Annotated in this window: 17 protein-coding genes and 2 pseudogenes; 13 read left to right on the top strand and 6 right to left on the bottom strand. The window is 65.2% G+C overall.

What is annotated here, in order from left to right:
- The first annotated feature begins 25 nt into the window (after positions 1–25).
- The 6 genes and pseudogenes from gnd (at position 26) to ACNANG_RS25490 (ending at position 7,751) form a co-directional block, all read left to right on the top strand.
- Positions 26–1,003: a phosphogluconate dehydrogenase (NAD(+)-dependent, decarboxylating) gene (gene gnd / locus ACNANG_RS25515; protein WP_420225408.1), complete on the top strand. Its 978-nt coding sequence runs from the start codon at positions 26–28 to the stop codon at positions 1,001–1,003.
- Positions 1,003–2,534 (top strand): annotated as a pseudogene (gene zwf, locus ACNANG_RS25510) (glucose-6-phosphate dehydrogenase). Before gnd ends, zwf begins: the two are co-directional and overlap by 1 nt.
- Entirely contained in the window at positions 2,531–3,409 is an 879-nt protein-coding gene (locus tag ACNANG_RS25505; RefSeq protein WP_420225407.1) for an HAD family hydrolase, read from the top strand. Before zwf ends, ACNANG_RS25505 begins: the two are co-directional and overlap by 4 nt.
- A 22-nt stretch (positions 3,410–3,431) precedes the next feature.
- Positions 3,432–4,151 carry a 6-phosphogluconolactonase gene (gene pgl / locus ACNANG_RS25500; RefSeq protein ID WP_420225406.1) on the top strand — a complete coding sequence of 240 codons (720 nt, stop codon included), beginning with the start codon at positions 3,432–3,434 and terminating at the stop codon, positions 4,149–4,151.
- Positions 4,148–6,151 (top strand): glycoside hydrolase family 15 protein, encoded by a 2,004-nt coding sequence (locus ACNANG_RS25495; protein ID WP_420225405.1) that lies wholly within the window; start codon positions 4,148–4,150, stop codon positions 6,149–6,151. The genes pgl and ACNANG_RS25495 overlap by 4 nt, the downstream gene beginning before the upstream one ends.
- Positions 6,152–6,185: 34 nt before the next feature.
- Complete coding sequence (locus ACNANG_RS25490) at positions 6,186–7,751, top strand: glycine betaine ABC transporter substrate-binding protein (RefSeq protein ID WP_420227665.1); 1,566 nt, start codon at positions 6,186–6,188, stop codon at positions 7,749–7,751.
- Here the strand turns inward: ACNANG_RS25490 and ACNANG_RS25485 are convergent.
- The 3 genes from ACNANG_RS25485 to ACNANG_RS25475 form a co-directional block, all read right to left on the bottom strand.
- Positions 7,681–8,844, bottom strand: coding sequence for a histidine kinase dimerization/phosphoacceptor domain -containing protein (locus ACNANG_RS25485; protein WP_420225404.1), 1,164 nt, complete (start codon positions 8,842–8,844; stop codon positions 7,681–7,683). The genes ACNANG_RS25490 and ACNANG_RS25485 overlap by 71 nt on opposite strands.
- 198 nt (positions 8,845–9,042) lie before the next feature.
- The gene (locus ACNANG_RS25480) at positions 9,043–10,461 is read right to left on the bottom strand and encodes an MFS transporter (protein WP_420225403.1); all 1,419 of its coding nucleotides are present in this window, start codon (positions 10,459–10,461) and stop codon (positions 9,043–9,045) included.
- A gap of 232 nt (positions 10,462–10,693) precedes the next feature.
- On the bottom strand, positions 10,694–11,704 hold the full coding sequence (locus ACNANG_RS25475) for a LysR family transcriptional regulator (protein ID WP_420225402.1): 1,011 nt from the start codon (positions 11,702–11,704) through the stop codon (positions 10,694–10,696).
- Positions 11,705–11,896: 192 nt separating this feature from the next.
- Here ACNANG_RS25475 and ACNANG_RS25470 point away from each other — a divergent pair, with 192 nt between their 5' ends.
- From ACNANG_RS25470 to ACNANG_RS25450, 5 genes are all read left to right on the top strand, one after another.
- The gene (locus ACNANG_RS25470; protein WP_420225401.1) at positions 11,897–12,763 is read left to right on the top strand and encodes an alpha/beta hydrolase; all 867 of its coding nucleotides are present in this window, start codon (positions 11,897–11,899) and stop codon (positions 12,761–12,763) included.
- Positions 12,760–13,968 carry an efflux RND transporter periplasmic adaptor subunit gene (locus tag ACNANG_RS25465; protein ID WP_420225400.1) on the top strand — a complete coding sequence of 403 codons (1,209 nt, stop codon included), beginning with the start codon at positions 12,760–12,762 and terminating at the stop codon, positions 13,966–13,968. Before ACNANG_RS25470 ends, ACNANG_RS25465 begins: the two co-directional genes overlap by 4 nt.
- A 19-nt stretch (positions 13,969–13,987) precedes the next feature.
- Positions 13,988–17,218 carry an efflux RND transporter permease subunit gene (locus tag ACNANG_RS25460; protein ID WP_420225399.1) on the top strand — a complete coding sequence of 1,077 codons (3,231 nt, stop codon included), beginning with the start codon at positions 13,988–13,990 and terminating at the stop codon, positions 17,216–17,218.
- A gap of 19 nt (positions 17,219–17,237) precedes the next feature.
- Entirely contained in the window at positions 17,238–18,689 is a 1,452-nt protein-coding gene (locus ACNANG_RS25455; protein WP_420225398.1) for an efflux transporter outer membrane subunit, read from the top strand.
- 193 nt (positions 18,690–18,882) lie between these two features.
- Positions 18,883–20,847: a PhoX family protein gene (locus ACNANG_RS25450; protein ID WP_420225397.1), complete on the top strand. Its 1,965-nt coding sequence runs from the start codon at positions 18,883–18,885 to the stop codon at positions 20,845–20,847.
- Between the two features lie 141 nt (positions 20,848–20,988).
- Here the strand turns inward: ACNANG_RS25450 and mctP are convergent.
- The 3 genes and pseudogenes from mctP to ACNANG_RS25435 all read right to left on the bottom strand — a co-directional run bounded on the left by mctP (position 20,989) and on the right by ACNANG_RS25435 (position 23,661).
- Positions 20,989–22,487 (bottom strand): annotated as a pseudogene (gene mctP / locus ACNANG_RS25445) (monocarboxylate uptake permease MctP).
- On the bottom strand, positions 22,487–22,666 hold the full coding sequence (locus tag ACNANG_RS25440; RefSeq protein ID WP_420225396.1) for a DUF3311 domain-containing protein: 180 nt from the start codon (positions 22,664–22,666) through the stop codon (positions 22,487–22,489). Before ACNANG_RS25440 ends, mctP begins: the two are co-directional and overlap by 1 nt.
- A gap of 80 nt (positions 22,667–22,746) precedes the next feature.
- Positions 22,747–23,661, bottom strand: coding sequence for a LysR substrate-binding domain-containing protein (locus tag ACNANG_RS25435; protein WP_420225395.1), 915 nt, complete (start codon positions 23,659–23,661; stop codon positions 22,747–22,749).
- Positions 23,662–23,792: 131 nt separating this feature from the next.
- On the opposite strand from ACNANG_RS25435, the gene ACNANG_RS25430 reads away from it, so the two are divergent.
- Together ACNANG_RS25430 and ACNANG_RS25425 are read left to right on the top strand one after the other, a co-directional pair.
- Complete coding sequence (locus tag ACNANG_RS25430) at positions 23,793–24,686, top strand: aldo/keto reductase family oxidoreductase (protein ID WP_420225394.1); 894 nt, start codon at positions 23,793–23,795, stop codon at positions 24,684–24,686.
- Positions 24,687–24,799: 113 nt separating this feature from the next.
- On the top strand, positions 24,800–25,792 hold the full coding sequence (locus ACNANG_RS25425; protein WP_420225393.1) for an aldo/keto reductase: 993 nt from the start codon (positions 24,800–24,802) through the stop codon (positions 25,790–25,792).
- Positions 25,793–25,832: the final 40 nt, after the last annotated feature.

The raw sequence follows: 25,832 nt of genomic DNA, 5'->3' as shown, positions 1-25,832 counted from the left end.
CTTCCACTTTTTCTGGGATACCTTCATGCAACTTGGAATCATCGGATTGGGCCGCATGGGCGGCAATATCGCGCGCCGGCTGCAACGTCATGGTCATGAGACGGTGGTCTACGACCACAACCCCGACGCCGTGCAGGAACTGGCCAAAGACGGGTCGACAGGCGCAAGCGACCTGGCGGCGGTCGTGGCGGCACTGACCAAGCCGCGCGCGGTGTGGGTCATGCTGCCCGCTGGCGACCCCACTGAACAAACCGTGGCCGCCCTGGCGGACCTGCTGGAAGCCGGCGACACCATCATCGATGGCGGCAACAGCTTCTATAAGGACGACATCCGGCGCGCGATGGGCCTGGCCAAGAAGGGCATCGACTATATCGACGTCGGCACGTCGGGCGGCGTGTGGGGTCTGGAACGCGGCTACTGCATGATGATTGGCGGCGCCGCCGACGCCTTCAACCGGCTCGAGCCGCTGTTCGATGCGCTGGCTCCGGGCTATGGCACGATTTCCCGAACGCCAAATCGTCAGGTTGCCGATGACCGGTCCGAGCGGGGTTATATCTACACCGGGCCGGCTGGTTCGGGCCATTTCGTGAAGATGGTCCACAACGGCATCGAATACGGAATGATGCAGGCCTACGCCGAGGGCTTCGATATCCTGAAAATGAAGGCGTCGCCACATCTGCCCGAAGAACAGCGTTTCGACCTGAACCTGGCCGATGTGGCCGAGGTCTGGCGGCGCGGCAGCGTGATTTCGTCGTGGCTGCTGGACCTGACGGCCAGCGCGCTGGCCGAAGATCAAGAACTGGCGCGGTACACGGGTGCGGTGTCCGACAGCGGGGAGGGGCGCTGGACGATCCAGGCCGCCATCGAAGAGGCCGTGCCCACGCCGGTGCTGGCCAGCGCGCTGTTTGCGCGCTTTCGCTCGCGCCAGGAACACACCTACGGCGACCGCATGCTGTCTGCAATGCGTTACGGCTTTGGCGGCCACGTCGAGGTGCCCCAGTAATGGCGAAGCCGAAAGCGACCAAGACCCGAAGCACTGCCACCAAGGCGCCCGCCGCCACGCTGTTCCTGTTCGGCGCCCACGGCGACCTGGTGCAGCGCCTGCTGACGCCGGCGTTGTACAACCTGACCCGCGACGGGCTGGTCGGCGCCGACCTGAAGATCGTGGGCGTCGACCACAACAGCGTGACGGACGACGCGTTCCGCGACAAGCTCGCCAACTTCGTGCGGGCACAGGCGGCCAAGAAGGCTGCCAAGAGCGACAGTCAACCGCTGGACGAAGCATTGTGGCAAAAGCTGGCCAAGCGCATTTCGTACATCGAAGGCGACTTTCTCGAAGACGCCACCTACGAAGCCGTGGCCGAACGGATTCGCGAGTCGGGCACCGGCAATGCCGTGTTCTACCTTGCCACATCGCCGCGCTTTTTCAGCGTGGTGGTGGAACGCCTGGGCAAGTCCGGGCTGTTGAAGGAGACCGGCGGCAGCTTCCGGCGAGTCGTGATCGAAAAGCCGTTCGGGCATGATCTGGCGTCGGCGCGTGACCTGAATGCGCAGATCCTGGCGGTGATGAACGAGCGGCAGATCTTCCGCATCGACCACTATCTTGGAAAAGAGACGGTCCAGAATATCCTGGTCAGCCGGTTCTCCAATGCCTTGTTCGAGTCGTTCTGGAACAACCACTACATTGATCACGTGCAGATCACGGCGGCTGAAACCGTGGGCGTTGAAGACCGGGGCAGTTTCTACGAGACCACCGGCGCACTGCGCGACATGGTCCCGAATCACCTGTTCCAGTTGCTGGCCATGGTGGCGATGGAACCGCCGGCGGCGTTTGGCGCGGACGCCGTGCGGGGCGAAAAAGCCAAGGTGATCGGCGCGATCCGGCCCCCACGCCGGCCCAGGCCAGAGCCAATTCCGTTCGAGGGCAATACCGGGCCGGCACGGTCAATGGCGAAAAGGTTCCTGGATACCGGTCCGAGCCGCGCGTGGCGCGAACCAGTACGACCGAAACCTATGTGGCTTTGAAAGTGATGGTCGACAACTGGCGGTGGGCCGGCGTGCCGTTCTACCTGCGAACCGGTAAGCGGATGAGCGTGCGCGACACGGAAATCGTCATCTACTTCAAGCCGGCGCCGTATGCGCAGTTCCGCAATCTGGGTATCGACCGGATGATGCCGAACTACCTGGTCATCCAGATCCAGCCCGATGAAGGCATGTGGCTGGCCATCCAGGCCAAGCGTCCCGGACCGACCCTGGAAATGGAAACCGTGCAGCTGGGATTTTCGTACGCCGACGTGTTCGAAATGCAGTCGTCCACCGGGTATGAAACGCTGATCTATGACTGCCTGATCGGCGACCAGACGCTGTTCCAGCGCGCCGACAACATCGAAAATGGCTGGGCGGCGGTGCAACCCTTCCTGGACGCGTGGGCAGGCGGGGGCACGGTGGAACCCTATGCCGCGGGCAAGGACGGCCCGACCGCGGCCGACGACTTGCTGGGCCGCGATGGCCGCAGCTGGCATTCGCTCGCATGACCGGCCGCCAACTGCCGTCGATCGCACTGCTGATCTCGGACGTGGACGGCACGCTTGTGCGGCCCGACAAGTCCTTGAGCGACGCCAACGTTGCCGCGGTGGCCGCGCTGCGCGACGCAGGTGTGGCATTCACGTTGGTGAGCAGCCGGCCGCCGCGCGGCATGGCTGGCGTGCGCAAGGCCTTGCAGGTGGACTTGCCCTATGCCGCCTATAACGGTGGCACGGTGCTGCATGCCGACGGCTCGGTCGCCGTGTCGCACCGAATTCCGGCGGATGCGGCCCGCGAGGCCATCGATGTGCTGACGGCGCACGGCGTTGACGCGTGGGTGTTTGCCGACGACCTGTGGCTGGTGCTGAAAGACAGCGGAAGGCTGGTCGACAAGGAAGCCATGACCCTGGGCTACGGCCCGACCCGGATTGACGACTTTACGCCGTACCTCGATCGCGTCGACAAGATGGTCGGCGCCAGCGACGACCACGCCTTGCTGGCGCAGCTGGAAAAGACCTTGGCGGCGCAACTGGCCGACCGCGCCACTGCTGCCCGTTCCCAGCCTTACTACCTTGACCTGACCGCGCCGCAGGCCAACAAAGGCCATGCGGTGGTGGCGCTCGCGACGCTGATCGGCGTGGACATGGCGCGGGTGGCCGTCATTGGCGACGCGGACAACGACGTGCCGATGTTTGGTCAGGCCGGATGGGCGATTGCGATGGGCCAAGGAGAGGCGGCAGTGCAGGCGCGAGCCGATGTGGTCACCGCAAGCAATCGTGACGACGGCGTGGCGCTGGCGATCTACCGCTACGTGCTCGGCGCGACTGCCGCTGGCACACGGGCCCCGCCCGAATCCGCCACGCCCGGCATCTCACGCAACGACTGACTCCCCAGCATTCAGGAAAGCCATGGCATCACCCACTACCAGGATCTTCGATAACCGCCAGCAGATGGTCGAGGCATGCGCTGCGTGGCTCGTGAATCGTATTGCGCAGACGCCAGGGCGCTTTGCGATTGCGCTGTCGGGCGGTTCAACGCCCAAACCGCTTTACGCGCTCCTTGCGACGCCAGACATCTCGCGGCGGATCCCCTGGGATCGCGTGCATGTATTCTGGGGCGATGAACGCTGCGTCCCCGCGGACCACCCCGATAACAATGCACGAATGGCGCGTGAAGCGCTGCTGTCTCACGTGCCCATCCCGCCCGCCAACATCCACGCCATTCCAACGGAAGGGGAGCCGGAAGCGGCGGCGGCTGCGTATCAGCGCACCCTGCAAGATTTTTACGGCGCATCGACGCTGGACCCGTCGCGGCCGCTGTTCGACGTGAACTTGCTGGGCATGGGGGACGATGGCCACACCGCGTCCTTGTTCCCGGGCGCGCCGCAGCTGGACGAAGCATCTGCATGGGTCGTTGCCGTGCGCAACCAAAAGCCCGAGACACGCATCACCTTGACCTATCCGGCGCTGGCCAGCGCCCGCACGGTGCTCTTCATGGTCGAGGGCGCGGCCAAGCAGCCGGCGTTGACACGGGTGTTCGCGGGCGACAGTGCCTTGCCCGCCGCGCGCGTGCACGCCGACGGAGAGGTGATCTGGTATCTGGATCGCAGCGCGGCGCCCGGGCTATGAGCGCGAGGATTGAAGACTACGCCTTGCTGGGCGATACCCTGACCGCGGCCCTGGTGTCGCGCGACGGGTCCATCGATTGGCTGTGCGTGCCGCGCTTCGACGCCCCGGCGTGTTTCGCGGCGCTGCTTGGCAATGTCGAGAACGGGTGCTGGAAGATTGCGCCCGCCACGCCGGCCCGTCGTGTGGACCGGCGGTACGTGGACGGCACGATGGTCCTGCAGACCCGGTATGTTACCGACGCAGGGGAGGCCTGTGTGACCGATTTCATGCCGCACGGCAATGCCACCTCCAGCATTGTGCGGATCGTCGAAGGGGTGTCGGGCACCGTCCCGTTCGACATGGATCTGGTCATGCGTTTCGACTATGGCAGCGCCGTGCCGTGGGTCGAAAAGGCCGACGCACACACCCTGACAGCGGTGGCCGGGCCCGACATGCTGGTGCTGCGCACCGACGCGCCTCTGGTGCCGCACGACCATCACACCGGCAGCGGTTTCGACGTGGGCCCGGGCGACAGGGTGGTGTTCGTGCTGTCGCACCAGCCATCCAACGAACCCTTGCGTGCGCCATTGGACGCTGCCGCCGAACTGGCACGTACGAAAGCCTGGTGGGAACGCTTTTCCAGCCGCTGCCCCGACGTCGGCCGGTGGAGCGCGGCAGTCAAACGATCGCTGGTCACCCTCAAGGCGCTTACCTACGGCCCCACTGGCGGCATCGTGGCCGCGGCCACCACCTCCTTGCCTGAATGCATCGGCAGTGAACGCAATTGGGACTACCGGTATTGCTGGCTGCGCGACGCCACCATGACGCTGTATGCCTTCATGAACCTGGGCTACTTCGAAGAAGCTGGCGCCTGGCGCGAATGGTTGCTGCGGTCGGTGGCCGGCAACCCCGAACAGATGCAGATCATGTACGGCCTGGGGGGCGAGCGCCGCCTGCCCGAGCAGGAACTGCCCTGGCTGGATGGCTATGAAGGCTCGCGCCCGGTGCGCATCGGCAACGAAGCGGCCACGCAGACGCAGCTGGATATCTATGGTGAAGTCACCGACGCCATGATGCAGGCCCTGCGCGGCGGGTTGCCACGCCACCGGCGCAGCGCGGCCATTGCGAAGGTCATGGTGCCGTTTCTTGAAAAGGCATGGCAGGGCAAGGACCGGGGTATCTGGGAAATTCGCGGCGAGCCTCGGCACTTTACGCATTCCAAGGTCATGGCCTGGGTGGCGTTCGACCGGCTGGCGCGGGGGCCCGAGGGGGACATGGATGATGGCGAAGCGGGTGGTGCAGGCGCCGACGCGCCCGACGTTGGTGAAGTCGATGGACCAGGCTCCATTAGGCAACGTGTCGATGGCCACGTCGGGGTTCCGCAAGGCGTGCCTACCCACAGCGTCGACAGCCAACGCGTTTCTGGTCGCGGAGTCGATGAGCAGCACGTCGATGGATCGAACGCTGATGACCTGGCCTGGCGGGCGCGCTGCCGCGCCACGGCCGACCGGATCCATGCCGAGGTCTGCCGCGAGGGCTACCACGCCGAGCTGGGGTACTTCGTGCAGTCCTATGGGTCGCGCGAGCTGGACGCCAGTCTGCTGCAATTGGTGCTGACCGGCTTCCTGCCTGCCGACGATCCGCGCATCGTACGGACCGTGGACGCGATTGAATCGACGCTGATGCGCGACGGCTTTGTGCAGCGTTATGCGTCGGAAAGCGGCACGGATGGTCTGCCGCCGGGCGAAGGGACCTTCCTGGTCTGCTCGTTCTGGCTGGCGGATGTCTATGTGATGATGGGACGGCGCGATGACGCGCTGGCCTTGTTCGAACGGCTGCTCGATTTATGCAACGACGTGGGCCTGCTGGCGGAACAGTGGGAACCCAAGGCCAAACGCATGCTGGGCAACTTCCCGCAGGCGTTCAGCCACATCGGCATCATCAATACCGCGCTGAATCTGCATCGCGGGCAGACCGGTGCGGGCGGGCGGGCGCACGGAATGAGCGATGCGGACGCCTAGTGCGGCGACGTACGCGTGGCGCGCCGGGTTACGCATGTGGTTGGTGGCGCTGACCGTGATCGCCATGACGGGCCTGGTTCACGCCGCGCCCGCCAAGGATCCGGGCACGCTGCGCATCGGATCCAAACGTTTCACCGAGTCCTACATTCTTGCCGAAATCCTTGCGCAGACGGCGGCGCCGGCCACGCGCGAGCCGCCCCGCGTCCTGCAGGGGCTGGGCAATACCGCCATCGTGTTCGAGGCACTGCGTGCCGGCAGTATCGACGTGTATGCCGAATACGTCGGCACCATCGCGCAGGAAATCCTGAAGTCGCAGCGGACATTGACGCTGCCGCAGCTGCGTGACCAGCTGGCGCCCCTGGGCCTGGGGGTGGACGTGCCGCTTGGCTTCAACGATGGCTACGCGCTGACCATGCGTCAAGCCGATGCGGCGCGGCTGGGCATCGACAAGCTCAGTGACCTGGCCGCGCATCCGCACCTGCGCTTCGGCCTGTCCAACGAGTTCATCGGGCGGGCCGACGGCTGGCGTGGCCTGGCGGCATGTTACGGCCTGCCGCAGGCGCCGACCGGGCTTGACCACGGTCTGGCCTATGACGCCCTGGCGCAAGGCCGCACGGACGTGATCGACATCTACACCACCGACGCCAAGATCGAAGCGCTGGACCTGCGCGTGCTGGTGGACGATCGCAACTATTTTCCGCGCTACGACGCGGTGCTGCTGCACCGGCTGGATGTTCCACAGCGCTTTCCCGCTGCCTGGGCGGCCATCCGCGCGCTATCGGGGTCGATTGACGAAGCCGAGATGATCCGCATGAACGCCCGCGCCGAACTGCATGGCGTGCCGTTCGATCGGATCGCCGGCGACCACCTGCGCGGGCAGACGGTGGACGCCGCATCGGGCGCGCCTGGCTTGATGGGCAAGCTGTTCGGGCCGGACCTGCTGCGGCTGACGCTGCAGCATTTGCTGCTGGTTGGCGTGTCGGTGCTGGTGGCCTGCGCGGTGGCGATTCCGGCGGGGGTGGCGGTAGCGTCCCGCCCCCGGTCTCGCACGATCGTGCTGGGCGTGGCCAGTCTGTTGCAAACCGTGCCGTCATTGGCGCTGCTGGCCGTGTTGATTTCAATGACCGGGCGGATCGGCGTCCTGCCAGCACTCGTCGCCTTGACGCTCTACGCCTTGCTGCCCATCTTGCGCAACACGTGCACAGGGCTCGCCGAAGTGCCGGCCGGGCTGAGGTCCGCCGCGCTGGCCTTGGGGCTGACACCGGCGCAGGGCCTGCGGCTGATCGACCTGCCGCTGGCGCGTCCGACCATCCTGAGCGGCATCCGCACCGCCACATCGATCGCGATCGGCACGGCCACGATTGCGGCGTTCATTGGCGCGGGCGGATTCGGAGAGCGGATCGTGACGGGTCTGGCCTTGAACGATCACGACCTGTTGTTGGCCGGGGCCTTGCCCGCGGCGGCAATGGCGCTGGCCAGCGAATTGGGATTCGAGGCAGCCGCGTGGCGGCGCCGGCGCAAGCTGGCGCTTACGCCGCGACAGGGTGCATCTGCAGCGTCGCCACCGCGCCGCGTCCCGTCGGCCCGCGACACAGGCTGATGTCGGCCCCCAGTTTGCGGGCCAGGGATCGCACCACCCGCATGCCCAACCCACGGCCGCCCTGAAGCGAAAAGTCATCGGGCGGGCCGGGGCCATCATCCGTCACGACCAGGCGATCGATACGCCCCTCATGGACGCTGAGCTTGACGCCGACTCGGCCGGCGCCCTGTTTGAACGCGTTGGTGACCAGCTCGTTCACGATCAAGCCCAGCGAGACCAGATCATCGGTCTCCACATGGACGACCGGACCGTCGACCGTTACCGGGGCGCCGTGGTCGAACACCCGAGAGCATTCCTCGCACAGTCGGGTCAGGTAGGCGGTGGCGTCGGGCCGTTCGCCCGAGTCCGCCAGATGTATGTGCTGGTGGACGCGCGCGATGGCTTGCACGCTGCCCACGGCGCGGCGTAGCGCGGCGCCGGCATCGGTGTCCTTCTGCTGCCCGCTCTGCATCTCCAGCAATGCCGAGATCATCTGCAGACTGTTCATGACGCGATGGTCGACTTCGCGCGCCATGATCGCCGCATGCTCCAGCGCGGCATCGCGTTCGCGCACCGTCGCCGCCAAGTCGATCGCCATCTGCTGACTGACCTTGGCCGCCTCCCGGGTTTGCAGGAACAGGGCCGCCTGTCGGGCCAAAGCGCGCAGTGCTGCGTACTGTTCCGCCTTCAGCAGTCGCGGCACGGTGTCGATGACACATACCGTCCCCAGGACGTGACCGTCGCTGGTGACAATGGGCGCGCCCGCGTAGAAGCGGATGTAGGGCGGACCCAGCACGAGCTGGCTTTCGCGAAAGCGAGGATCCAGCGTGGCGTCTTCCACCACTGTGACGTCCATGGGGGAGAGCAGGGCGTGACCGCAGAAGGCCAGATCCCGATGGGTCTCCTGCGCTTCCAGGCCGACCTTGGCCTTGAACCATTGCCGTTCGGTATCGACCAGCGACACCAGCGCGATGGGCGTGCCGCAGATGTGACTGGCAAGCGCCACGATGTCGTCGTAAGCGGGTTCGGGCAAGGTATCCAGGACATCGAGCCGATGCAGGGCATCAACGCGCGCCTGGTCGCCCTCGGGAATCGGGGCACCGCAGTGAGACATAGAAAAGATTCTGTAAGGCGGATGGGCTCAGGGCGGAGGCATTGGCCTACGGCGAAGCACGTAAGCGGCACGACGCCGGTGAGTATCGCCGACCGCATGACGCCTTGCAACCAAGGCCCTTGGAGCTTGTGGCGCAAACCCCGCCTAGGTGCATCGGCCCACGAGCATACGTCACCCCCGGCGCCCTGACCGTCGTTCTTACGGATGAGCCAGACCATTAACGGCCGCCGGGGTGGGCGGGGCGGGAGTCTTCGACGAGCGCCGGAGGGTCAACGCAAGCGCGGCGGCCAGCAAGCATGCCAGGCCAGCGGCGTACAGCGCAGGCGTGTAGGTCATGAGGAGCGTCCGCGTCAGGCCTGCGCCGTATGCCGCCGTCGCTGCGCCCAGTTGGTGCGCGGCAAAGATCCAACCGAACACGACGCCGGCGCGCTCCCGCCCAAATCCCGCCGCGGCCAGTTTGACCGTGGGCGGCACCGTGGCGATCCAGTCCAGCCCGTAGAACATCGCAAACAAGGACAGGCCGTACAAGGTGAAGGTGGAATGCGGGAGCCAGAACAAGGACAGCGCACGCAGGCCGTAGTACCAGCAGAGCAGCTTGCGGCTATCGTACCGGTCGGACAGCCAACCGGACAGGATCGTGCCGACGAAGTCGAACGCGCCCATCATGGCGAGCACGCTCGCGGCGGGCACCGCCGCCAGGCCGAAGTCACCGCACAGGGTAATGAAGTGGGTCTGGATCAGGCCGTTCGTACTGAGACCACATATGAAGAAGGTGCCGGCCAGCACCCAGAAAGTGCGATTGCCCGAGACGCTGCGCAGCACGATGAAGGGGGCAAGAAAGGACGGACGGGGGGACGGGGCCGGTGAGGTGTTGGCCGCGGTCGCTGCCGGATTGCCTGTTGCCAGAGGTGCCGCTGTGGATGCCTGAGCGCCTGATGTCGAAGGTGCCGCCGTGGATGCCGGGAGGTCCGCCGCGGTCCCTTCTTCGGCCCCATAAGGCGCCAGCCCGAGATCCCGCGGGTGGCTGCGCAGCAGCGCCACGGCAAGCACCGCCACGATCGTGCCGACGATCACGGTCGGGATCACTGCCGATCGCCAGCCGTGATGCTGGATCAGCCACGCTGCCAGCGGCAGGAAGGCCAGTTGGCCGGTGGCCGAACTGGCGGTCAGCACCCCGATCACCAGGCCGCGATGCCTGTCGAACCATCGGTTGGCCACGACTGCGCCCAACACCAGCGCGGTCATGCCCGACCCCACGCCCAGGACCACGCCCCACAGGGTCACCAGCTGCCAGAAGTGGGACATGACCGTGGACAACACCAGGCCGCCCGCCACGAGCGACAACGCCGTGGCGAGCACCGCGCGCAACCCGTAACGTTCCATGAACACTGCGGCGAACGGCCCCACCAAGCCAAACAGCGCGAAGCGCAGCGCCAGGGCCGAGGAAATCTGGTCGGTGTCCCAGCCGAATTCGCCGCTGAGCGGCAACAGCATCGCGCCCGGCAGACCCAGTGCCGCCGAGGTGGTCAACATGGTGAGGAAAGCCACGCCCGCGATGACCCAGGCGTAGTGGAACCGGCGACGGGCAAGCCAGCGGGACAGGGGCAGGGCGAACATGACGATCCTGAGCGGCGAAGGAATGCCAGGATGTTAAATGACGGTCATCATCAAAAGCAAGGGCGGTGTGAAAAGGCAGGCTTAAAGGGATGGCCTAAAAGAATGGCGTACAAGGCAGGCTTCGAAGGATGGCCTCAGACGTACAGACCCAGACGTGCAAAGTCAGATGGGCGGCCTCAGACGTGCTGACTCAGATGAGCGGCCTTAGACCTGCAGACCCAAAAGGCCAGCCTTAAAACACGCTGTCCACCACGCTGTTCTGTTCCAGCACCGCCCGCAGCGTCGTCGCCGGTTCCATTTTGCCGAATGAGCATTCCTGATTCGCATCGAAGGGTTCGCCGCTGAGCAGGGGGCATCCGCCGAACAGATCCGCCACCCAGTCCACGAACGCCCGTACCTTGGGCGACAGGTGCCGGTTGTGCAGATATACGACCGAAATGGGCAATGGGGCAGGTTGCCATTGGGACAGCACTTCGCGCAGTTCGCCCGACTGCAGATAGGGCAGCACCAGAAAACGTGGCGACTGGATCATGCCCATGCCTTGCAGCGCGCAGTCGACGTAGGCATCGCTGTCGTTGACCGATACGCCGCCTTCCACCTTCATCTCGCGCACTTCGCCATCCACGATGAAGTCCCAGTCGATGGTGCGGCCGGTGCGGCTGGAAAAGTAGTGAACGGCCTGGTGCTGGGCCAGGTCTTCCAGTGTCGTGGGCGTCCCGAAGCGTTCCAGGTAATCCGGCGACGCGCAGGTCACCCCATGGAAGTTGCCGATACGACGCGCCACCATGGTGGAATCGGCCAGGTTGCCGGCCCGCACCGCGCAGTCGACGGCCTCCTGCACCAGGTCGACCGGCCGGTCGGTCATGCCGATGACCAGTTCCAGATCGGGATACCGCGTACGGAATTCCGACAGCGCCGGAATCAGGATCTTGCGCCCGATCGAACTGGGTACGTCCACCCGCAAGCGTCCCTTGGGACCACGCGCCACGTCGCGAAAGGATGCTTCGGTGTCTTCAACGTCCGCCAGGATCCGTGCACACCGTTCGTAGTACGCCGCGCCGTCGGGCGTCAGGCTCAGCCTGCGCGTGGTTCGGTTCAACAGCCGCACCTGCAGCAGCTTTTCCAGGTTCTGGATCGTGGTGGTGACGGTGGTACGGGGCAGGCCGAGAGACTCGGCGGCCTGGGTAAAGCTGTTGGCATCCACGACACGCGTGAACACCTGCATGGCCTGAAAGCGATCCATGGCGGACTCCGTAGGCATAGAGGTCCTGGGCAGACGCGGGCACACAGGGCGCGCCCAACGGGATCATCCACACAATCAGAAAGATTGTTTGCTCAGGACGAATAGTGTTGCCGAATTATAGGTGTTTATCCGGCAAGGTGAAACACCCAGAATCCGTCCATCCCAACTTGCTGGCGATTTCCGCCTTCCGCAATGAACCCCCTGACGGCGTTTCCTGCTCGCAATGCCGGCCCGACCGGCTCGGTAACGGTGCATTCCTTCGCGATTCCCGGTCCGGCCGGCATTATCCCGATGCGCCTGTATCGCCCGGCCGGGGCCGAGCTGCTGCCGACCGTGCTGTATTTCCACGGCGGCGGTTTCGTGGGCGGCGGTCTGGATGACGCCGACGTGCCGGCGCGCTTCATTGCCCAGGCCTGCCCGGCCGCCGTGCTGGCGGTGGGCTATGCCCTGGCGCCCCAGCGTCCGTTTCCCGCCGCGCCGGAAGATGCCTATGCCGCCGCCCTGTGGACCGTGGCCCATGCACCGGATTTTGGCGCCGATCCGTTGCGGTTGGCGGTGGCCGGCGACGACGCCGGCGGCAATATCGCCGCCTGCCTGGCCTTGATCGCACGGGACCGCGGCGTCGTCGCCGTGTCGGCCCAGGCGCTGATCGGCCCGATGCTGGACCCCAGCATGACCCGCCTGGGCGACGCCACCCGGCTGCGGTCGGACCTGACCGCCGCGGACTGCGCCGACTGCTATCGCCAGTATCTGCCGCAACTGATGCAGCGTATCCATCCCTACGCCGCGCCCTTGGAATCACGCCGACTGCGCGGTCTGCCGCCGGCCTGTATCGCCACGGCCGAATGCGACGTGCTGCACGTAGAGGCCGAACGGTATGCCGCCGAGCTGATTGCTGTCGGTGTCCGCACCCAAGTCGCCCGCTTCGCCGACGTCACGCATGCGGCCCTGCGCAGTCATCTGCCGGCGCTTGAGGACATCGTTCATTTTCTGCGGCGACAGCTGGTGCTGCCCGCGCCCCCTTTCCTTCCCGAACCCCCACCCAAGGAATCCGTATGATCAAGCTCAAGCAACGCGCCACGGCCAGTGCCGTCGCAGCGCTCATCGCCGCCGGCGGGCTGACCGCCTTCTGCGTTTACGCGGTGGCCGAAGACACTCCCGCTCCGGTAACGGCCCCGGCGGCCCCGGCGGCGCCGCAGGTTGACGTGGCCGAAGTCGTGGCCCGCCGTATCGTGGACTGGCAAAACTATTCCGGACGCCTGGAAGCCATCGACCGCGTCGACATCCGGCCTCTGGTGTCCGGCCGCATCGTGCAGGTCCATTTCGAGGACGGCAGCCTGGTGAAGAAGGGCGATCCGCTGTTCACGATCGACCCGCGTCCGTATGCCGCCGAAGTGTCGCGCGCCCAGGCGCAGGTCACCGCCGCGCAAGCCCGGGCCTCGTGGACCGGCAATGACATGGCGCGCGCCGAACGACTGCTGGCCGACAACGCCGTGGCTCGCCGCGACTACGAGGAAAAGCAGAACGCCTCGCGCGAAGCCGCCGCCAATCTGCAAGCGGCGCAGGCCGCACTGGAAGCCGCCCGCCTGAACCTGGAATACACACGCATTACCGCGCCGGTGGCCGGCCGCGTGTCGCGCGCCGAAGTGACGCTGGGCAACGTGGTGGCCGCGGGCGCCGCATCGCAGCCGCTGACCACCTTGATGTCGGTGTCCAAGCTGTACGCGTCGTTCGATGTCGATGAACAGAGTTTCCTCAAGTACATCAACCCCTCGCGCAGCGCGTCGAAAAGCGTGATCCCGGTGCATCTGGGCCTGGCCAACGAAACCGGCTATTCAAGGGAAGGCCGCGTGGCGTCGGTCGACAACCGCCTGGATACGTCGTCCGGCACGATCCGCGTGCGGGCCGTGTTCGACAACGCCGATGGCAGCCTGCTGCCGGGCCTGTATGCCCGCATCCAGCTGGGGGGCAGCTCGCCGCGTGACGGGCTGCTGATCGACGAAAAGGCGATCGGCACCGACCAGGACAAGCGCTTCGTGCTGGTCGTGGACGAAAAGAACCGCACCGCCTATCGCGAGATCAAGGTGGGCGCCAACCAGTCCGGCCTGCGCATCGTCGAATCCGGTCTGAAGGCCGGCGATCGCATCGTCGTCAACGGGCTGCAACGCGTGCGCCCAGGTGACGCCATCACTCCGCGTGTCGTGCCCATGGCCGCCAACCCCAGTGCACCAGTCGCCGGCGACGTGGCTCGCAAGCGCGTGTGAACCTCAGAAAAAAGTCATCATGAACATTTCCCGATTCTTTATCGACCGGCCGATCTTCGCGGGTGTGCTATCCGTGCTGATCCTGCTGGCGGGCCTGCTGGCCGTGTTCCAGCTGCCGATTTCGGAATATCCCGAAGTGGTGCCGCCTTCCGTCGTGGTGCGCGCGCAGTATCCGGGCGCCAACCCGAAAGTGATTGCCGAGACCGTGGCGTCGCCGCTGGAAGAGTCCATCAACGGCGTGGAAGACATGCTGTACATGCAGTCGCAGGCCAATAGCGACGGCAACCTGGCCATCACCGTCAACTTCAAGCTGGGCATCGATCCCGACAAGGCGCAGCAACTGGTGCAGAACCGGGTGTCGCAGGCCTTGCCGCGTCTGCCCGAAGACGTGCAGCGCCTGGGCGTCACGACCGTCAAGAGCTCGCCGACGCTGACCATGGTGGTGCACTTGATATCCCCCGATGACCGCTACGACAACACCTACCTGCGCAACTACGCGGTCATCAACGTCAAGGACCGGCTTGCACGCATCCAGGGCGTGGGTGAAGTCGTGCTGTGGGGCTCGGGCAATTACGCCATGCGCGTGTGGCTGGATCCGGCCAGGGTTGCGCAGCGCGGCCTGACGGCCCCTGAGGTCATTGCCGCCATCCGCGAGCAGAACGTGCAGGTGGCGGCCGGTGTGATCGGCGCATCGCCCAGCCTGCCGGGTCAGCCCCTTCAACTGTCGGTGAACACGCAAGGCCGTTTGACGACCGAGGAAGAGTTTGCCGACATCGTCCTCAAGACCTCCGACAATGGCAGCGTCACGCGCCTGGCTGACGTCGCGCGTGTCGAACTCGCCGCGTCGGAATACGGCTTGCGCGCATTGCTCGACAACAAGAGTGCCGTTGCCATCGCGATCTTGCAAGCGCCCGGCGCCAACGCGCTGGCCGTGTCCGACCAGGTGCGCCAGACGATGAAAGAACTGTCGGCCGAATTTCCCGAGTCGGTCGAATACAGCATCATGTACGACCCTACGCAGTTCGTGCGCGCCAGTATCAAAGCGGTGGTGCACACCCTGATCGAAGCCATCCTGCTGGTGGTGCTGGTCGTGATCCTGTTCCTGCAGACCTGGCGCGCGTCCATCATCCCGCTGGTGGCCGTCCCGGTGTCGATCGTGGGCACCTTCGCATTGATGCTGGCGTTCGGCTATTCGATCAACGCGCTGTCCTTGTTCGGCATGGTGCTGGCGATCGGGATCGTGGTCGATGACGCCATCGTGGTGGTCGAAAACGTGGAGCGGAATATTGCCGACGGACTGTCGCCCCGCGAAGCTACCTATCAGGCGATGCGTGAAGTGAGCGGGCCCATCGTGGCCATCTCGCTGACGCTGGTAGCCGTGTTCGTGCCGCTGGCCTTCATGACCGGCCTGACCGGCCAGTTCTATAAGCAGTTCGCCATGACGATCGCGATTTCCACCGTGATCTCGGCCTTCAATTCGCTGACCCTGTCGCCCGCGCTGGCCGCCTTGCTGCTGCGCAGCCACCATGACAAGCCCGATTGGCTGACCCGCGGCATCAACAAGGTGCTGGGCCGCTTCTTTGCCGGGTTCAACCGCTTCTTCGGGCGCGCGTCGGATCGGTATGCAACGGGTGTGAAGGGGGCGATCACGCGCAAGGGCGCATCGATGGTGGTGTACGCCGTGCTGCTTGCGGCTACGGTCGGCATCTCGTACATCGTGCCCGGCGGCTTCGTGCCGGCGCAGGACAAGCAGTACCTCATCAGCTTCGCGCAGTTGCCCAACGGCGCGTCGCTGGACCGGACCGACGCGGTGATCCGCCGCATGACCGACATCGCGCTGAAAGAGCCGGGCGTATCCAACGCCATTGCCTTCCCGGGCCTGTCGATCAACGGCTTTACCAACAGTTCGAGCGCCGGCATTGTGTTCGTGACCCTGACGGATTTCGACGAACGCCACAAGGCCGGGCTGACGGCTGACGCCATCACGGCATCCTTGAACAAGCAGTACGGCGCGATCGGCGATTCCTTCATCGCGGTGTTCCCGCCGCCGCCTGTCATGGGCCTGGGCACGATGGGGGGCTTCAAGCTGCAACTGGAGGATCGGGGCGCGGTGGGCTACGCGAAGCTGGATGAGGCCGCGCAAAACTTCCTGAAGGCGGCCGCCAAGGCGCCTGAACTGGGGCCCGGCTTTTCCAGCTACCAGATCAACGTGCCGCAGCTGGACGTGGACCTGGATCGTGTGAAAGCCAAGCAGCAAGGCGTGCCGGTGACCGACGTGTTCGACACCATGCAGATCTATCTGGGGTCGCTGTATGTGAACGACTTCAACCGGTTCGGTCGTGTGTACCAGGTGCGCGCCCAGGCCGATGCACCGTTCCGCGCCACCGCTGACGATATCTTGCAGCTCAAGACCCGCAACCGGTCGGGTGACATGGTGCCGCTGTCATCGCTGGTCAAGGTCACCGACACCTTTGGTCCGGAAATGGTGGTGCGCTACAACGGCTACACCGCCGCCGACATCAACGGCGGCCCGGCGCCCGGGTATTCGACCAATCAGGCGCAAGCCGCGATCGAACGGGTGGCGGCAGAAACCTTGCCCGCCGGCGTGAAGTTCGAATGGACGGATCTGACGTACCAGCAGATCCTGGCGGGCAACGCCGGCATGTGGGTGTTCCCGATCAGCGTGCTGCTGGTGTTCCTGGTGCTGGCCGCGCTGTATGAAAGCCTGACCCTGCCGCTGGCCGTGATCCTGATCGTGCCCATGGGTCTGCTGGCGGCGTTGACCGGGGTCTGGCTGACCAACGGCGACAACAACATCTTTACGCAGATCGGGTTGATGGTGCTGGTGGGACTGGCATGCAAGAACGCGATCCTGATCGTGGAGTTCGCCCGCGAACTGGAACTGCAGGGCGCCAAGATCGTTGACGCCGCCATTGAAGCCAGCCGCCTGCGCCTGCGTCCCATCCTGATGACGTCCATCGCCTTCATCATGGGTGTCGTGCCCCTGGTGCTGTCGACCGGCGCCGGATCGGAAATGCGCCATGCCATGGGCATTGCCGTGTTCTTCGGAATGTTGGGTGTGACGCTGTTCGGCTTGTTCCTGACGCCGGTGTTCTATGTGCTTCTGCGCAAGATGAGCGGCCGCACGCTGACGTCCGCCGCGCCGCATGCGGCGCCGCATGTGGCACCCCACGGTGCGCCCCAGTCAGGTCCGCACGGTGCCACCCCCGCCGCTGCTCCCGGCCATTGAACCCAAGGATAGACGCATCATGATTTCGACTCTCAAGACCGGATCGGCGCTGCTGGCTTCGCTGCTGATCCTGGCCGGGTGCAGTGTGGCGCCCGTATATGAACGGCCCGAGGTCTCGACCCCCGCCGCCTTCAAGGAAGCCCCGCCGCCCGCCGGGGACCAGTGGAAGCCCGCCGAGCCGTCCGAAGCGGTGGCGCGCGGCGAATGGTGGACGGTATTCAACGACCCCGTGCTCAACGCCCTGGAAGCCGACGCGCTGGCCGCCAACCAGGACCTGCAAGCCGCCGCCGCGCGGCTCGAGCAGGCCAGGGCGCTGCAGCGCAATGCCCAGGCCGACCGCCTGCCGTCGGTCGACGCCGGCTTCGGCCCGACGCGTCAGCGGCCGTCGCCCGCTTCGCGCGGCCTGGGCGAAGATGCCGACACCCGCGCCACCACCTTGTGGCGGGCGCAGGCAAGCGTCGCGTACGAAGCCGACCTGTTCGGCCGCGTTGCATCGAACGTCAATGCGGCCACCGCTGACGCGCAACAAAGCGAAGCCCTGTTCCAGTCGGTGCGGCTGGTGCTGCAGGCCGACGTGGCCCAAGCCTACTTCCAGATCCGCGAGCGCGACGCCGAACAGGCGCTGTACGCGGGCACGGTGGCCTTGCGCGAACAGAGCCTGAAACTGATCCAGCGCCGGTACGACGAAGGCGACATCAGCGAACTGGACCTGGCCCGCGCCCGCAGCGAGCTGGCATCGGCCCGCGCCGACGCGCTTGGCATCGAACGGCTGCGCGCTTCGTCCGAACATGCGCTGGCGATCCTGCTGGGCAAGACACCCGCCGAATTCACCTTGGCGCCGCAGCCGCTGACGCGCGTCTCGGTGGGCGTACCCGCCGGCCTGCCGTCGTCCCTGCTCGAACGCCGGCCCGACATCGCCGCCGCCGAACGCGCCATGGCGGCCGCCAATGCCCGCATCGGGGCCGCCCGCGCCGCGTTCTTCCCGCGCCTGAACCTGACGGGCGCCCTGGGCTACGAATCGGCGCAACTCGGCGACCTGTTCCAGTGGTCCAGCCGCGCCTTCCTGCTCGGCCCGCTGGTCGGCACCGCGTTGTCGATCCCGATCTTCGACGGCGGCCGCCGCGAAGCCGGCCTGGCCAATGCCCGTGCGATGTACGAAGAAGACGTCGCCAAGTATCGCCAGACGGTGCTGAACGCCTTTCGCGAAGTGGAGGACAACCTGGCCAACCTGCGCCTGCTGGCGCAGCAGACGCGCGAGCAGGATGCGGCCGTGGAAGGGTCGACCCGCGCGGCCCGGCTGGCGCAGCTGCAGTACCGGGAAGGGTCGGTCAGCTACCTGGACGTGATCGACGCGGATCGAACGGTGCTGCTGCAGCGTCGCACGTCGGCGCAGCTGGATGGGGAGCGGGCACGGTCCGCCGTGGACCTGATTCGGGCGCTGGGGGGAGGGTGGTCGTTGCCGGAGGGGTGAGGGGGCGGGTATGGCCTACCTACCGCTACCCCACTGACAGCGTCCTGAACACAATCTGACGACTACCTGAATGTCGGTTTCGCGCAAATTTCAAGTGAATTTTGTGCGACGTCTCATATTCCCAAAACTGTCATACGGGCTCCATAGACTTCGTTCCGTTCAAAGCCTTCCGCTTTCACCAAGGAACGTAACGATGGTCGATACCCTGAATCTTTCCCGCCGCAATCTGCTCAAGGCCCTGGCCGGTGCGCCCGTCTTGCCGCTGGCCGGCTCCGTGTCGGCGGCGTCGCTGCTGGCTGCCTGTGGGGGCGGCGATGACAATGACTTCACCCCGGCGCCGGGCGTGACGTTCCAGTCCGCCGCATTCACGCCCATGGCGGCGCCGTCGCTGGCCAATGCCGCGCAAATGGCCACGACGACCGTGGGCTCGAGCCTCAAGGTCACGTACAGCGACGGCACGTCGCAGACCTATGCGCTGTCCTATCAGCCCTTCTTCGTGACCGGTGACCTGGTGCCCAACGGCGCGGGCGGCACGATCCTGAGCGGCGGGTATGTGGACATCAACAACCAGCCGATCATCGACCGCTCGGTGGCCGGCAAGGAACGCCAGTTCTTTTCGGACTCGCCCGATGGCAGTTCGCTGCTGACGCTGGCCAACCCGGCCGTGCCGGGCGTGAAGGGCAACACGGTGTTCGCGGTGGTGCAGTTCGAGTACACGACGCGGGACCAGAGCCTGGCCTCGGTCTATGGTCAATTGCCGTCGCCGATCGCGGTGCTGACGCTGGACCAGGACAAGACCACCGGCGCGCTGACGCTGGTCAAGTACCACAATGTCGACACATCCAAGGTCAACGGTCTGTGGATTACCTGTGGCGCCAGCCTGTCGCCATGGAACACGCATCTTTCCAGCGAAGAGTACGAACCTGACGCCAGCACGATCGCGACGAACGCGCAGTTCAAGGCGTTCAGCAAGAGCCTGTATGGCAATGAGACGACGGCCAATCCCTACAACTATGGCCATCTTCCGGAAGTGACGGTGAACCCCGACGGCACCGGTACGATCAAGAAGCACTATTGCCTGGGCCGTATCTCGCACGAACTGGTGCAGGTCATGCCTGACCAGCGCACCGTGCTGATGGGCGACGATGCCACCAATGGCGGCCTGTTCATGTTCATCGCCGACAAGGCGGCCGATCTGTCGTCGGGCGCGCTGTATGTCGCGAAGTGGACGCAGACGTCGTCGGCGGGCGCCGGGTCGGCCAGACTGAGCTGGATCAAGCTTGGCAACGCCACGAGTGCCGAGATCGAAGCCATGGCCAAGAGCCTGAAGTCGACAGACATCATGGACATCCGCACGGCGGATCCGGCCGACACGACGTTCACCAAGATCAACTTCAACGGTACCTTCAACTGGATCCGGATCAAGCCGGGCATGACGAAGGCCGCGGCTTACCTGGAGACGCATCGCTACGCGGCCTTGGCCGGCGGCAGCATGGGCTTCACGAAGCTGGAAGGCACGACGGTGAACATCAAGGACAAGGTGCTGTACTCGGCCATGTCGCGCGTGGAAAAGTCGATGGTGAAAGGCAATGCGGCGTCGACGGACGTGGCGGTGGACAAGGCGATCAGCGCCGGCGCGGTGTATGCGTTGAACATGACGTCGGGCCAGAAGGACACGGTCGGCGCCGCGATCGACAGCGCCTGGGTGCCGGTGGACATGGCCGCCCCAGCCGCACTGGTCGGCGAAGACCTGGCTGCCGCGGATGCACTCGGCAACTTGGCCAATCCCGACAAGCTGGGCAATCCGGACAACCTGAAGTTCTCGGAAACGCTGCGCACGCTGTTCATCGGCGAGGACAGCAGCATGCACGTGAACAACTTCCTGTGGGCCTACAACGTGGACACCAAGGTGCTGGCGCGAGTGCTGTCCTGCCCGTCGGGCGCGGAGTCGACGGGCCTGCACGCGGTGGATTCGATCAACGGCTTTACCTACATCATGAGCAACTTCCAGCACGTAGGCGATTGGGAAGCGGGCCTGCATGACAAGGTCAAGCCGACGCTGGATCCCTTGGTCCGTGCAAACTACAAGGACCGTTTCGGCAGTGCGGTGGGTTACCTGACGGCGGCGCCGTCGGCGATCAAGTTGTCGAAAGCTTGATGTCCGGAACAGCGTGACGGAGGAGTTTCCACTTCGCCTACCGGTCCGCAGCGAACACAACGGGGACAGCCCATCAGGCCTGTCCCCGTTGTGTTTTTACCCGCCCATCGTTCACCGATCGACGGGGTCAGATGACGGAAATCAGGTTCCGATCGGCGCCGTCACCTTGACCGGTGACACGCGATCATGAATGAACTGCACGATCACCACGACGATCAGGTTGACGATCAGCGCGAGCAGCCCCGTGTACATCGTGTACGGATCGCCGCCGATCACGAACGTGTGTACGGGCTTGATGCCATCCTTGAACACCAGCCAGCTGCCGCCCGCCAGGCCTACGATCCACCCGCACAGCAATGCCGTGCTGCGGAAGCGGTTCATGAACAGACCGAGCACCACGGACGGGAAGGTCTGCAGGATCCACAAGCCGCCCAGCAGTTGCAGGTCCAGCGCGAACTGCGTCGGCAGGAACAGGATGAAGACCAGCGCCCCCACTTTGACGACCAGCGACACCAGCTTGGCCACCTTGGCTTCTCCTTCGGGTGTCACCTGCGGATTGACGTAGGCTTTCCAGAAGTTGCGGGTGAACAGGTTGGCCGCACCGATGGACATCACGGCAGCGGGCACCAGTGCGCCGATGGCGATGGCGGCAAACGCAAAGCCCGCGAACCACGGCGGGAACAGCGCGTTGAACAGCGCCGGCACCACGTCGTTGTTGGTCTGAACCTTCAGGTTCGCGGCGTGCGCCATGTAGCCCAGCAACGCGATCAGGCCCAGCAGCAACGTGTACGCAGGCAGGAAGACGGCGTTCTTGCGGATCGTGTTCGCGCTTTTTGCGGCAAAAATGCCGGTCAGCGTGTGCGGGTACATGAACGCGGCCAATGCCGAGCCCAACGCCAGGGTGGCGTATGGCAGGAACTGTTGTGGCTGCAGGAAGAGGCCGGTCGCGCCGCCCTTGGCGGCAAAGGCGTTGCTGGCGGATGAGAATACGGCGCCGTAACCCCCCAGCTTGGCAGGCACCAGCACGATTGCCACCAGCACCACGATGTAGATCATCAGGTCTTTGACGAACGCAATCAGCGCGGGCGCGCGCAGGCCGGCGGAATAGGTGTACAGCGCCAGGATCACGAAGGCCGCGGCCAGCGGGAATTCGCCAGTCAGCCCCAACGCCTTGATCACCACTTCCATGCCGACCAGCTGCAGCGCAATGTAGGGCATGGTGGCGACCACGCCGGTCACCGCAATGGCCAGTTCCAGCGGGCGCGACTTGAACTTGCCGTACACCACGTCGGCCGCGGTCACATGCCCGGCTTTCTGCGCGACGGTCCAGAGCCGCGGCATGATCAGGAACACGATCGGATAGACCAGAATCGTATAGGGCAGGGCAAAGAAGCCATACGCCCCGACCGCATAGACCAGGGCAGGCACGGCGATGACGGTATAGGCCGTATAGAAATCGCCCCCCACCAGGAACCAGGTGATCCAGGTGCCGAAGCGCCGGCCGCCCAGGCCCCATTCATCGAGATGCTGATGGGAGTTCGTGCCTCGTTGCCACCGCGATGCGCCAAAACCCAGCACGGTCACCAGCACGAAAAAAACAGGAAGACCCACAGCGCAGTCCAATTGATCTGGGCGTCCATCATTCACCTTCCTTCTGGATATGGCGGCGATACAGCAGCCAGGTGATGAATGCGGTAATGGGCACCCACGCCAATTGGTACCAATAGAAGAAAGGGAAGCCGAATAGGGTGGGCAGCTCGTGGTTATAAAAGGGCACCCATAGCAGACCGATGAACGGAAGGAGAAGCAGTATCCACATGACCATGACCTTGAAAAGGGAATAGGGAAGGCAGACTGACTACGAAATCCTGCGCCTAAATCGTATGCAACTCAAAAGGTTTATTTTGTTAACGGGTCTGGCTCGGCCTTGATGAAGTCGATGAAGGCGCGCAACGGAGCGGGCACCAATCGTCGTCCGGGGTAGTACAGGAAGGGCCCGGAAAACGGCTGCCACCAGTGCTCGAGCACCGGTTCCAGCGCGCCGCTGTCGATGTGCGGCCGCAGCCAGTCTTCGAACAGATACACGATGCCGCTGCCCGCGATCGCGGCATCGACCGCCAGATCCACGGCCGCGCCGATGCGCACGGTCAGCGGCCCGGTCGGTTGAACTCGCACGACCTTGCCGTCTTTCTCGAATTGCCAGGCCGGCATGGACCCGCTCGGAAATCGGCCGAGCAGGCAATCGTGCCGCATCAGGTCATGGGGATGCCCGGGCCGGCCGCGACGGTCCAGATATGCCGGGGACGCGGCCGTGGCCAGTTTCTGCACTCGCGGTCCGATCGGCACGGCAATCATGTCCTGCGCCAGGCTTTCGTCGTAGCGGATGCCGGCATCGCACCCTTCCTGCAGCAGGTCGACGAAGCTGTCATCGACCACCACATCGAGCTTGACCGCGGGGTAGGCGGCCAGAAAGCGCGGCACGATGGCGGGCAGCACAAGCCGCGCGGCGCTGATCGGCACGTTCAGGCGCAAGGTGCCAGCGGGACGGCCTTGAAGCTCCTTGACCGCATCGACCGCGGCTTCGAGTTCGGACAATGCCGGACCGAGCCGCCCGATCAGCGCCGCGCCGCTTTCGGTAGGGGCCACGCTGCGGGTAGTGCGATTCAGCAGGCGCACGCCAAGACGTTCTTCGAGCCGGCGCACCGCATCGCTCAATGCCGACGCGCTGGTATTGAGCGTGCGCGCCGCTTCGCGAAAGCCGCCGGCGCGTGCGACGGCGGCCAGGGCGGCCAGATCGTTCAGGTCGATTTTCATTGTCCGGAATATCGCACAGCCCGTGCGGACTGTGTTGGATTATCAAACGGCGCGTGCGCCGCTATCGTTTGGTCCTGCCTGGCTTTCGCCCGACAACCAACCGAACCGCTTGCCCCTTTCTGGAGTGCGCCATGACATCCACGTCCTCGTTTTCTGTTTCGAACGCGTCGCAATTTTCTTTGGGTGGCCGCCTGGTCGGCCGTGTTGGGTACGGCGCCATGCAACTGGCCGGGCCGGGTGTGTTCGGCCCGCCTCGCGATCGCGCGGCGGCCCTTGCCGTGCTGCGCGAGGCCATTGCGCAAGGGGTGAACCATATCGACACCAGCGATTTCTATGGCCCGCACATCACCAATCAACTGATTCGCGAAGCCCTCCATCCTTATCCGGATGACCTTGTCATCGTGACCAAGATCGGCGCGCGCCGCGATGACAAGGGCGCCTGGCTGCCTGCGTATTCGCCCGAAGCGCTGACCGCCGCCGTTCATGACAACCTGCGGAACCTGGGGCTGGACACCATGGAAGTGGTCAACCTGCGCATCATGTTCGACACGCACGGCCCGGCGGAAGGATCGATCGAAGCACCGCTGACCGCGCTGGCCGAACTGCAACGCCAGGGCTTGGTCAGGCACATCGGCCTGAGCAACATCACGCCGGCGCAACTGACCGAGGGCCGCGGCATCTGCAACATCGTCTGCGTGCAGAATCACTACAACCTGGCGCATCGCAATGACGACGCCATGATCGATGCGCTGGCTGCCGACGGGATCGCCTACGTGCCGTTCTTTCCGCTGGGCGGATTTTCGCCGCTGCAGTCCGGCACGTTGAGTGCGGTAGCGGAACGCGTGGGCGCGTCGCCCTTGCAGGTCGCGCTGGCGTGGCTGCTGCAACGGTCGCCGAACATCCTGCTGATTCCCGGCACGTCGTCCGTGGCGCACCTGCACGACAACCTGAAGGCCGGTCGCCTGGTGTTGCCGGCCGATGCTGTCGACGAGCTGAACGGCATTGCGGGCGGCTCGCAGGCCTGACCGGCGCCACGATGCGGCCAGGTGTAAGCACGCATGGCCGCTCTTCCCAATACGCGGCGCACTGATTTAACGTACGGGGCTAGTCTTCTCATGCCACTCGGAGCGCTCCCACCATGCAAACCACCCGACTCGGCGCGACCGGTCTGACCGTCTCGCGCCTGTGCCTGGGCACCATGACCTTCGGCCTTCAGACCGAAGCCGCCGTTGCCCATTCGATCCTCGACAAGGCTGCCGGGGCGGGGGTCAATTTCATTGACACCGCCGACGTGTATCCGCTGGGCGGGGGACTGCGCACCGTCGGAAAGACCGAAGAGATCGTGGGCCAATGGCTGGAAGGGCGCCGCGACCAGTTCATCGTCGCGACCAAGGCGGTGGGCAAGATGGGCGCCGCGCCATGGCAACAAGGTGCGTCCCGCAAGCACTTGCTTGACGCCATCAACGATTCGCTGCGCCGCCTGAACACCGATTACGTCGATCTCTATCAATTGCATTCGGACGATGCCGACACGCCGCTGGACGAAACCCTGGAAGCGCTCGACATCATCGTCAAGCACGGCAAGGCCCGCTACATCGGCGTGTCCAACTTCCTGGCCTACCGTCTGGCGCGCGCATTGGGACGAGCCGACGTGAAATGGCTGACGCGCTTCGTGTCCGTGCAACCGCGCTACAGCCTGCTGTTCCGTGAAATCGAACGTGAACTGCTGCCGCTGTGCGCCGAAGAAAAGCTGGGCGTGCTGTCGTACAACCCGCTGGCCGGCGGCCTGCTGACGGGCAAGCACCGCTTCGACACCGGCCCGACCGAAGGCAGCCGCTTTACGCTGGGTACCGCGGCCGAGCGCTATCAGGAACGCTACTGGCACGAGAAAGAATTCGAGACCGTGGGCAAGCTGAGCGATGCCGCGGCCGACGCCGGCGTGTCGTTGACGACGGCCTCGGTGGCCTGGGTGCTGGCCAATCCCACCATCACGTCGGCGATCCTTGGCGCGAGCCGGCCAGAACAATTGGACGCCACCCTTGCCGCGGCCGACATGACGCTGGACCCGGCGCTGAAAGCGCGGCTCGATGACATCACCCATGAATACCGGTACGGCGACGCCGCGCGGTGAGCCGACTGCCGCCGGTGCGGCCGCCGGGCAGGGGCTGCGC

This window comes from Pigmentiphaga litoralis (assembly GCF_048632615.1).
Taxonomy (GTDB): Bacteria; Pseudomonadota; Gammaproteobacteria; order Burkholderiales; family Burkholderiaceae_B; genus Pigmentiphaga; species Pigmentiphaga litoralis_B.
Note: the sequence above shows the minus strand (reverse complement) of the source record. Positions and strands in the feature narration are given on the sequence as shown.

Coding starts and splice junctions, on each gene's coding strand:
- gnd (WP_420225408.1), top strand. CDS start 26: ATGCAACTTGGAATCATCGGATTGGGCCGCATGGGCGGCAATATCGCG.
- ACNANG_RS25505 (WP_420225407.1), top strand. CDS start 2,531: ATGACCGGCCGCCAACTGCCGTCGATCGCACTGCTGATCTCGGACGTG.
- pgl (WP_420225406.1), top strand. CDS start 3,432: ATGGCATCACCCACTACCAGGATCTTCGATAACCGCCAGCAGATGGTC.
- ACNANG_RS25495 (WP_420225405.1), top strand. CDS start 4,148: ATGAGCGCGAGGATTGAAGACTACGCCTTGCTGGGCGATACCCTGACC.
- ACNANG_RS25490 (WP_420227665.1), top strand. CDS start 6,186: ATGTGGTTGGTGGCGCTGACCGTGATCGCCATGACGGGCCTGGTTCAC.
- ACNANG_RS25485 (WP_420225404.1), bottom strand. CDS start 8,844: ATGTCTCACTGCGGTGCCCCGATTCCCGAGGGCGACCAGGCGCGCGTT.
- ACNANG_RS25480 (WP_420225403.1), bottom strand. CDS start 10,461: ATGTTCGCCCTGCCCCTGTCCCGCTGGCTTGCCCGTCGCCGGTTCCAC.
- ACNANG_RS25475 (WP_420225402.1), bottom strand. CDS start 11,704: ATGGATCGCTTTCAGGCCATGCAGGTGTTCACGCGTGTCGTGGATGCC.
- ACNANG_RS25470 (WP_420225401.1), top strand. CDS start 11,897: ATGAACCCCCTGACGGCGTTTCCTGCTCGCAATGCCGGCCCGACCGGC.
- ACNANG_RS25465 (WP_420225400.1), top strand. CDS start 12,760: ATGATCAAGCTCAAGCAACGCGCCACGGCCAGTGCCGTCGCAGCGCTC.
- ACNANG_RS25460 (WP_420225399.1), top strand. CDS start 13,988: ATGAACATTTCCCGATTCTTTATCGACCGGCCGATCTTCGCGGGTGTG.
- ACNANG_RS25455 (WP_420225398.1), top strand. CDS start 17,238: ATGATTTCGACTCTCAAGACCGGATCGGCGCTGCTGGCTTCGCTGCTG.
- ACNANG_RS25450 (WP_420225397.1), top strand. CDS start 18,883: ATGGTCGATACCCTGAATCTTTCCCGCCGCAATCTGCTCAAGGCCCTG.
- ACNANG_RS25440 (WP_420225396.1), bottom strand. CDS start 22,666: ATGTGGATACTGCTTCTCCTTCCGTTCATCGGTCTGCTATGGGTGCCC.
- ACNANG_RS25435 (WP_420225395.1), bottom strand. CDS start 23,661: ATGAAAATCGACCTGAACGATCTGGCCGCCCTGGCCGCCGTCGCACGC.
- ACNANG_RS25430 (WP_420225394.1), top strand. CDS start 23,793: ATGACATCCACGTCCTCGTTTTCTGTTTCGAACGCGTCGCAATTTTCT.
- ACNANG_RS25425 (WP_420225393.1), top strand. CDS start 24,800: ATGCAAACCACCCGACTCGGCGCGACCGGTCTGACCGTCTCGCGCCTG.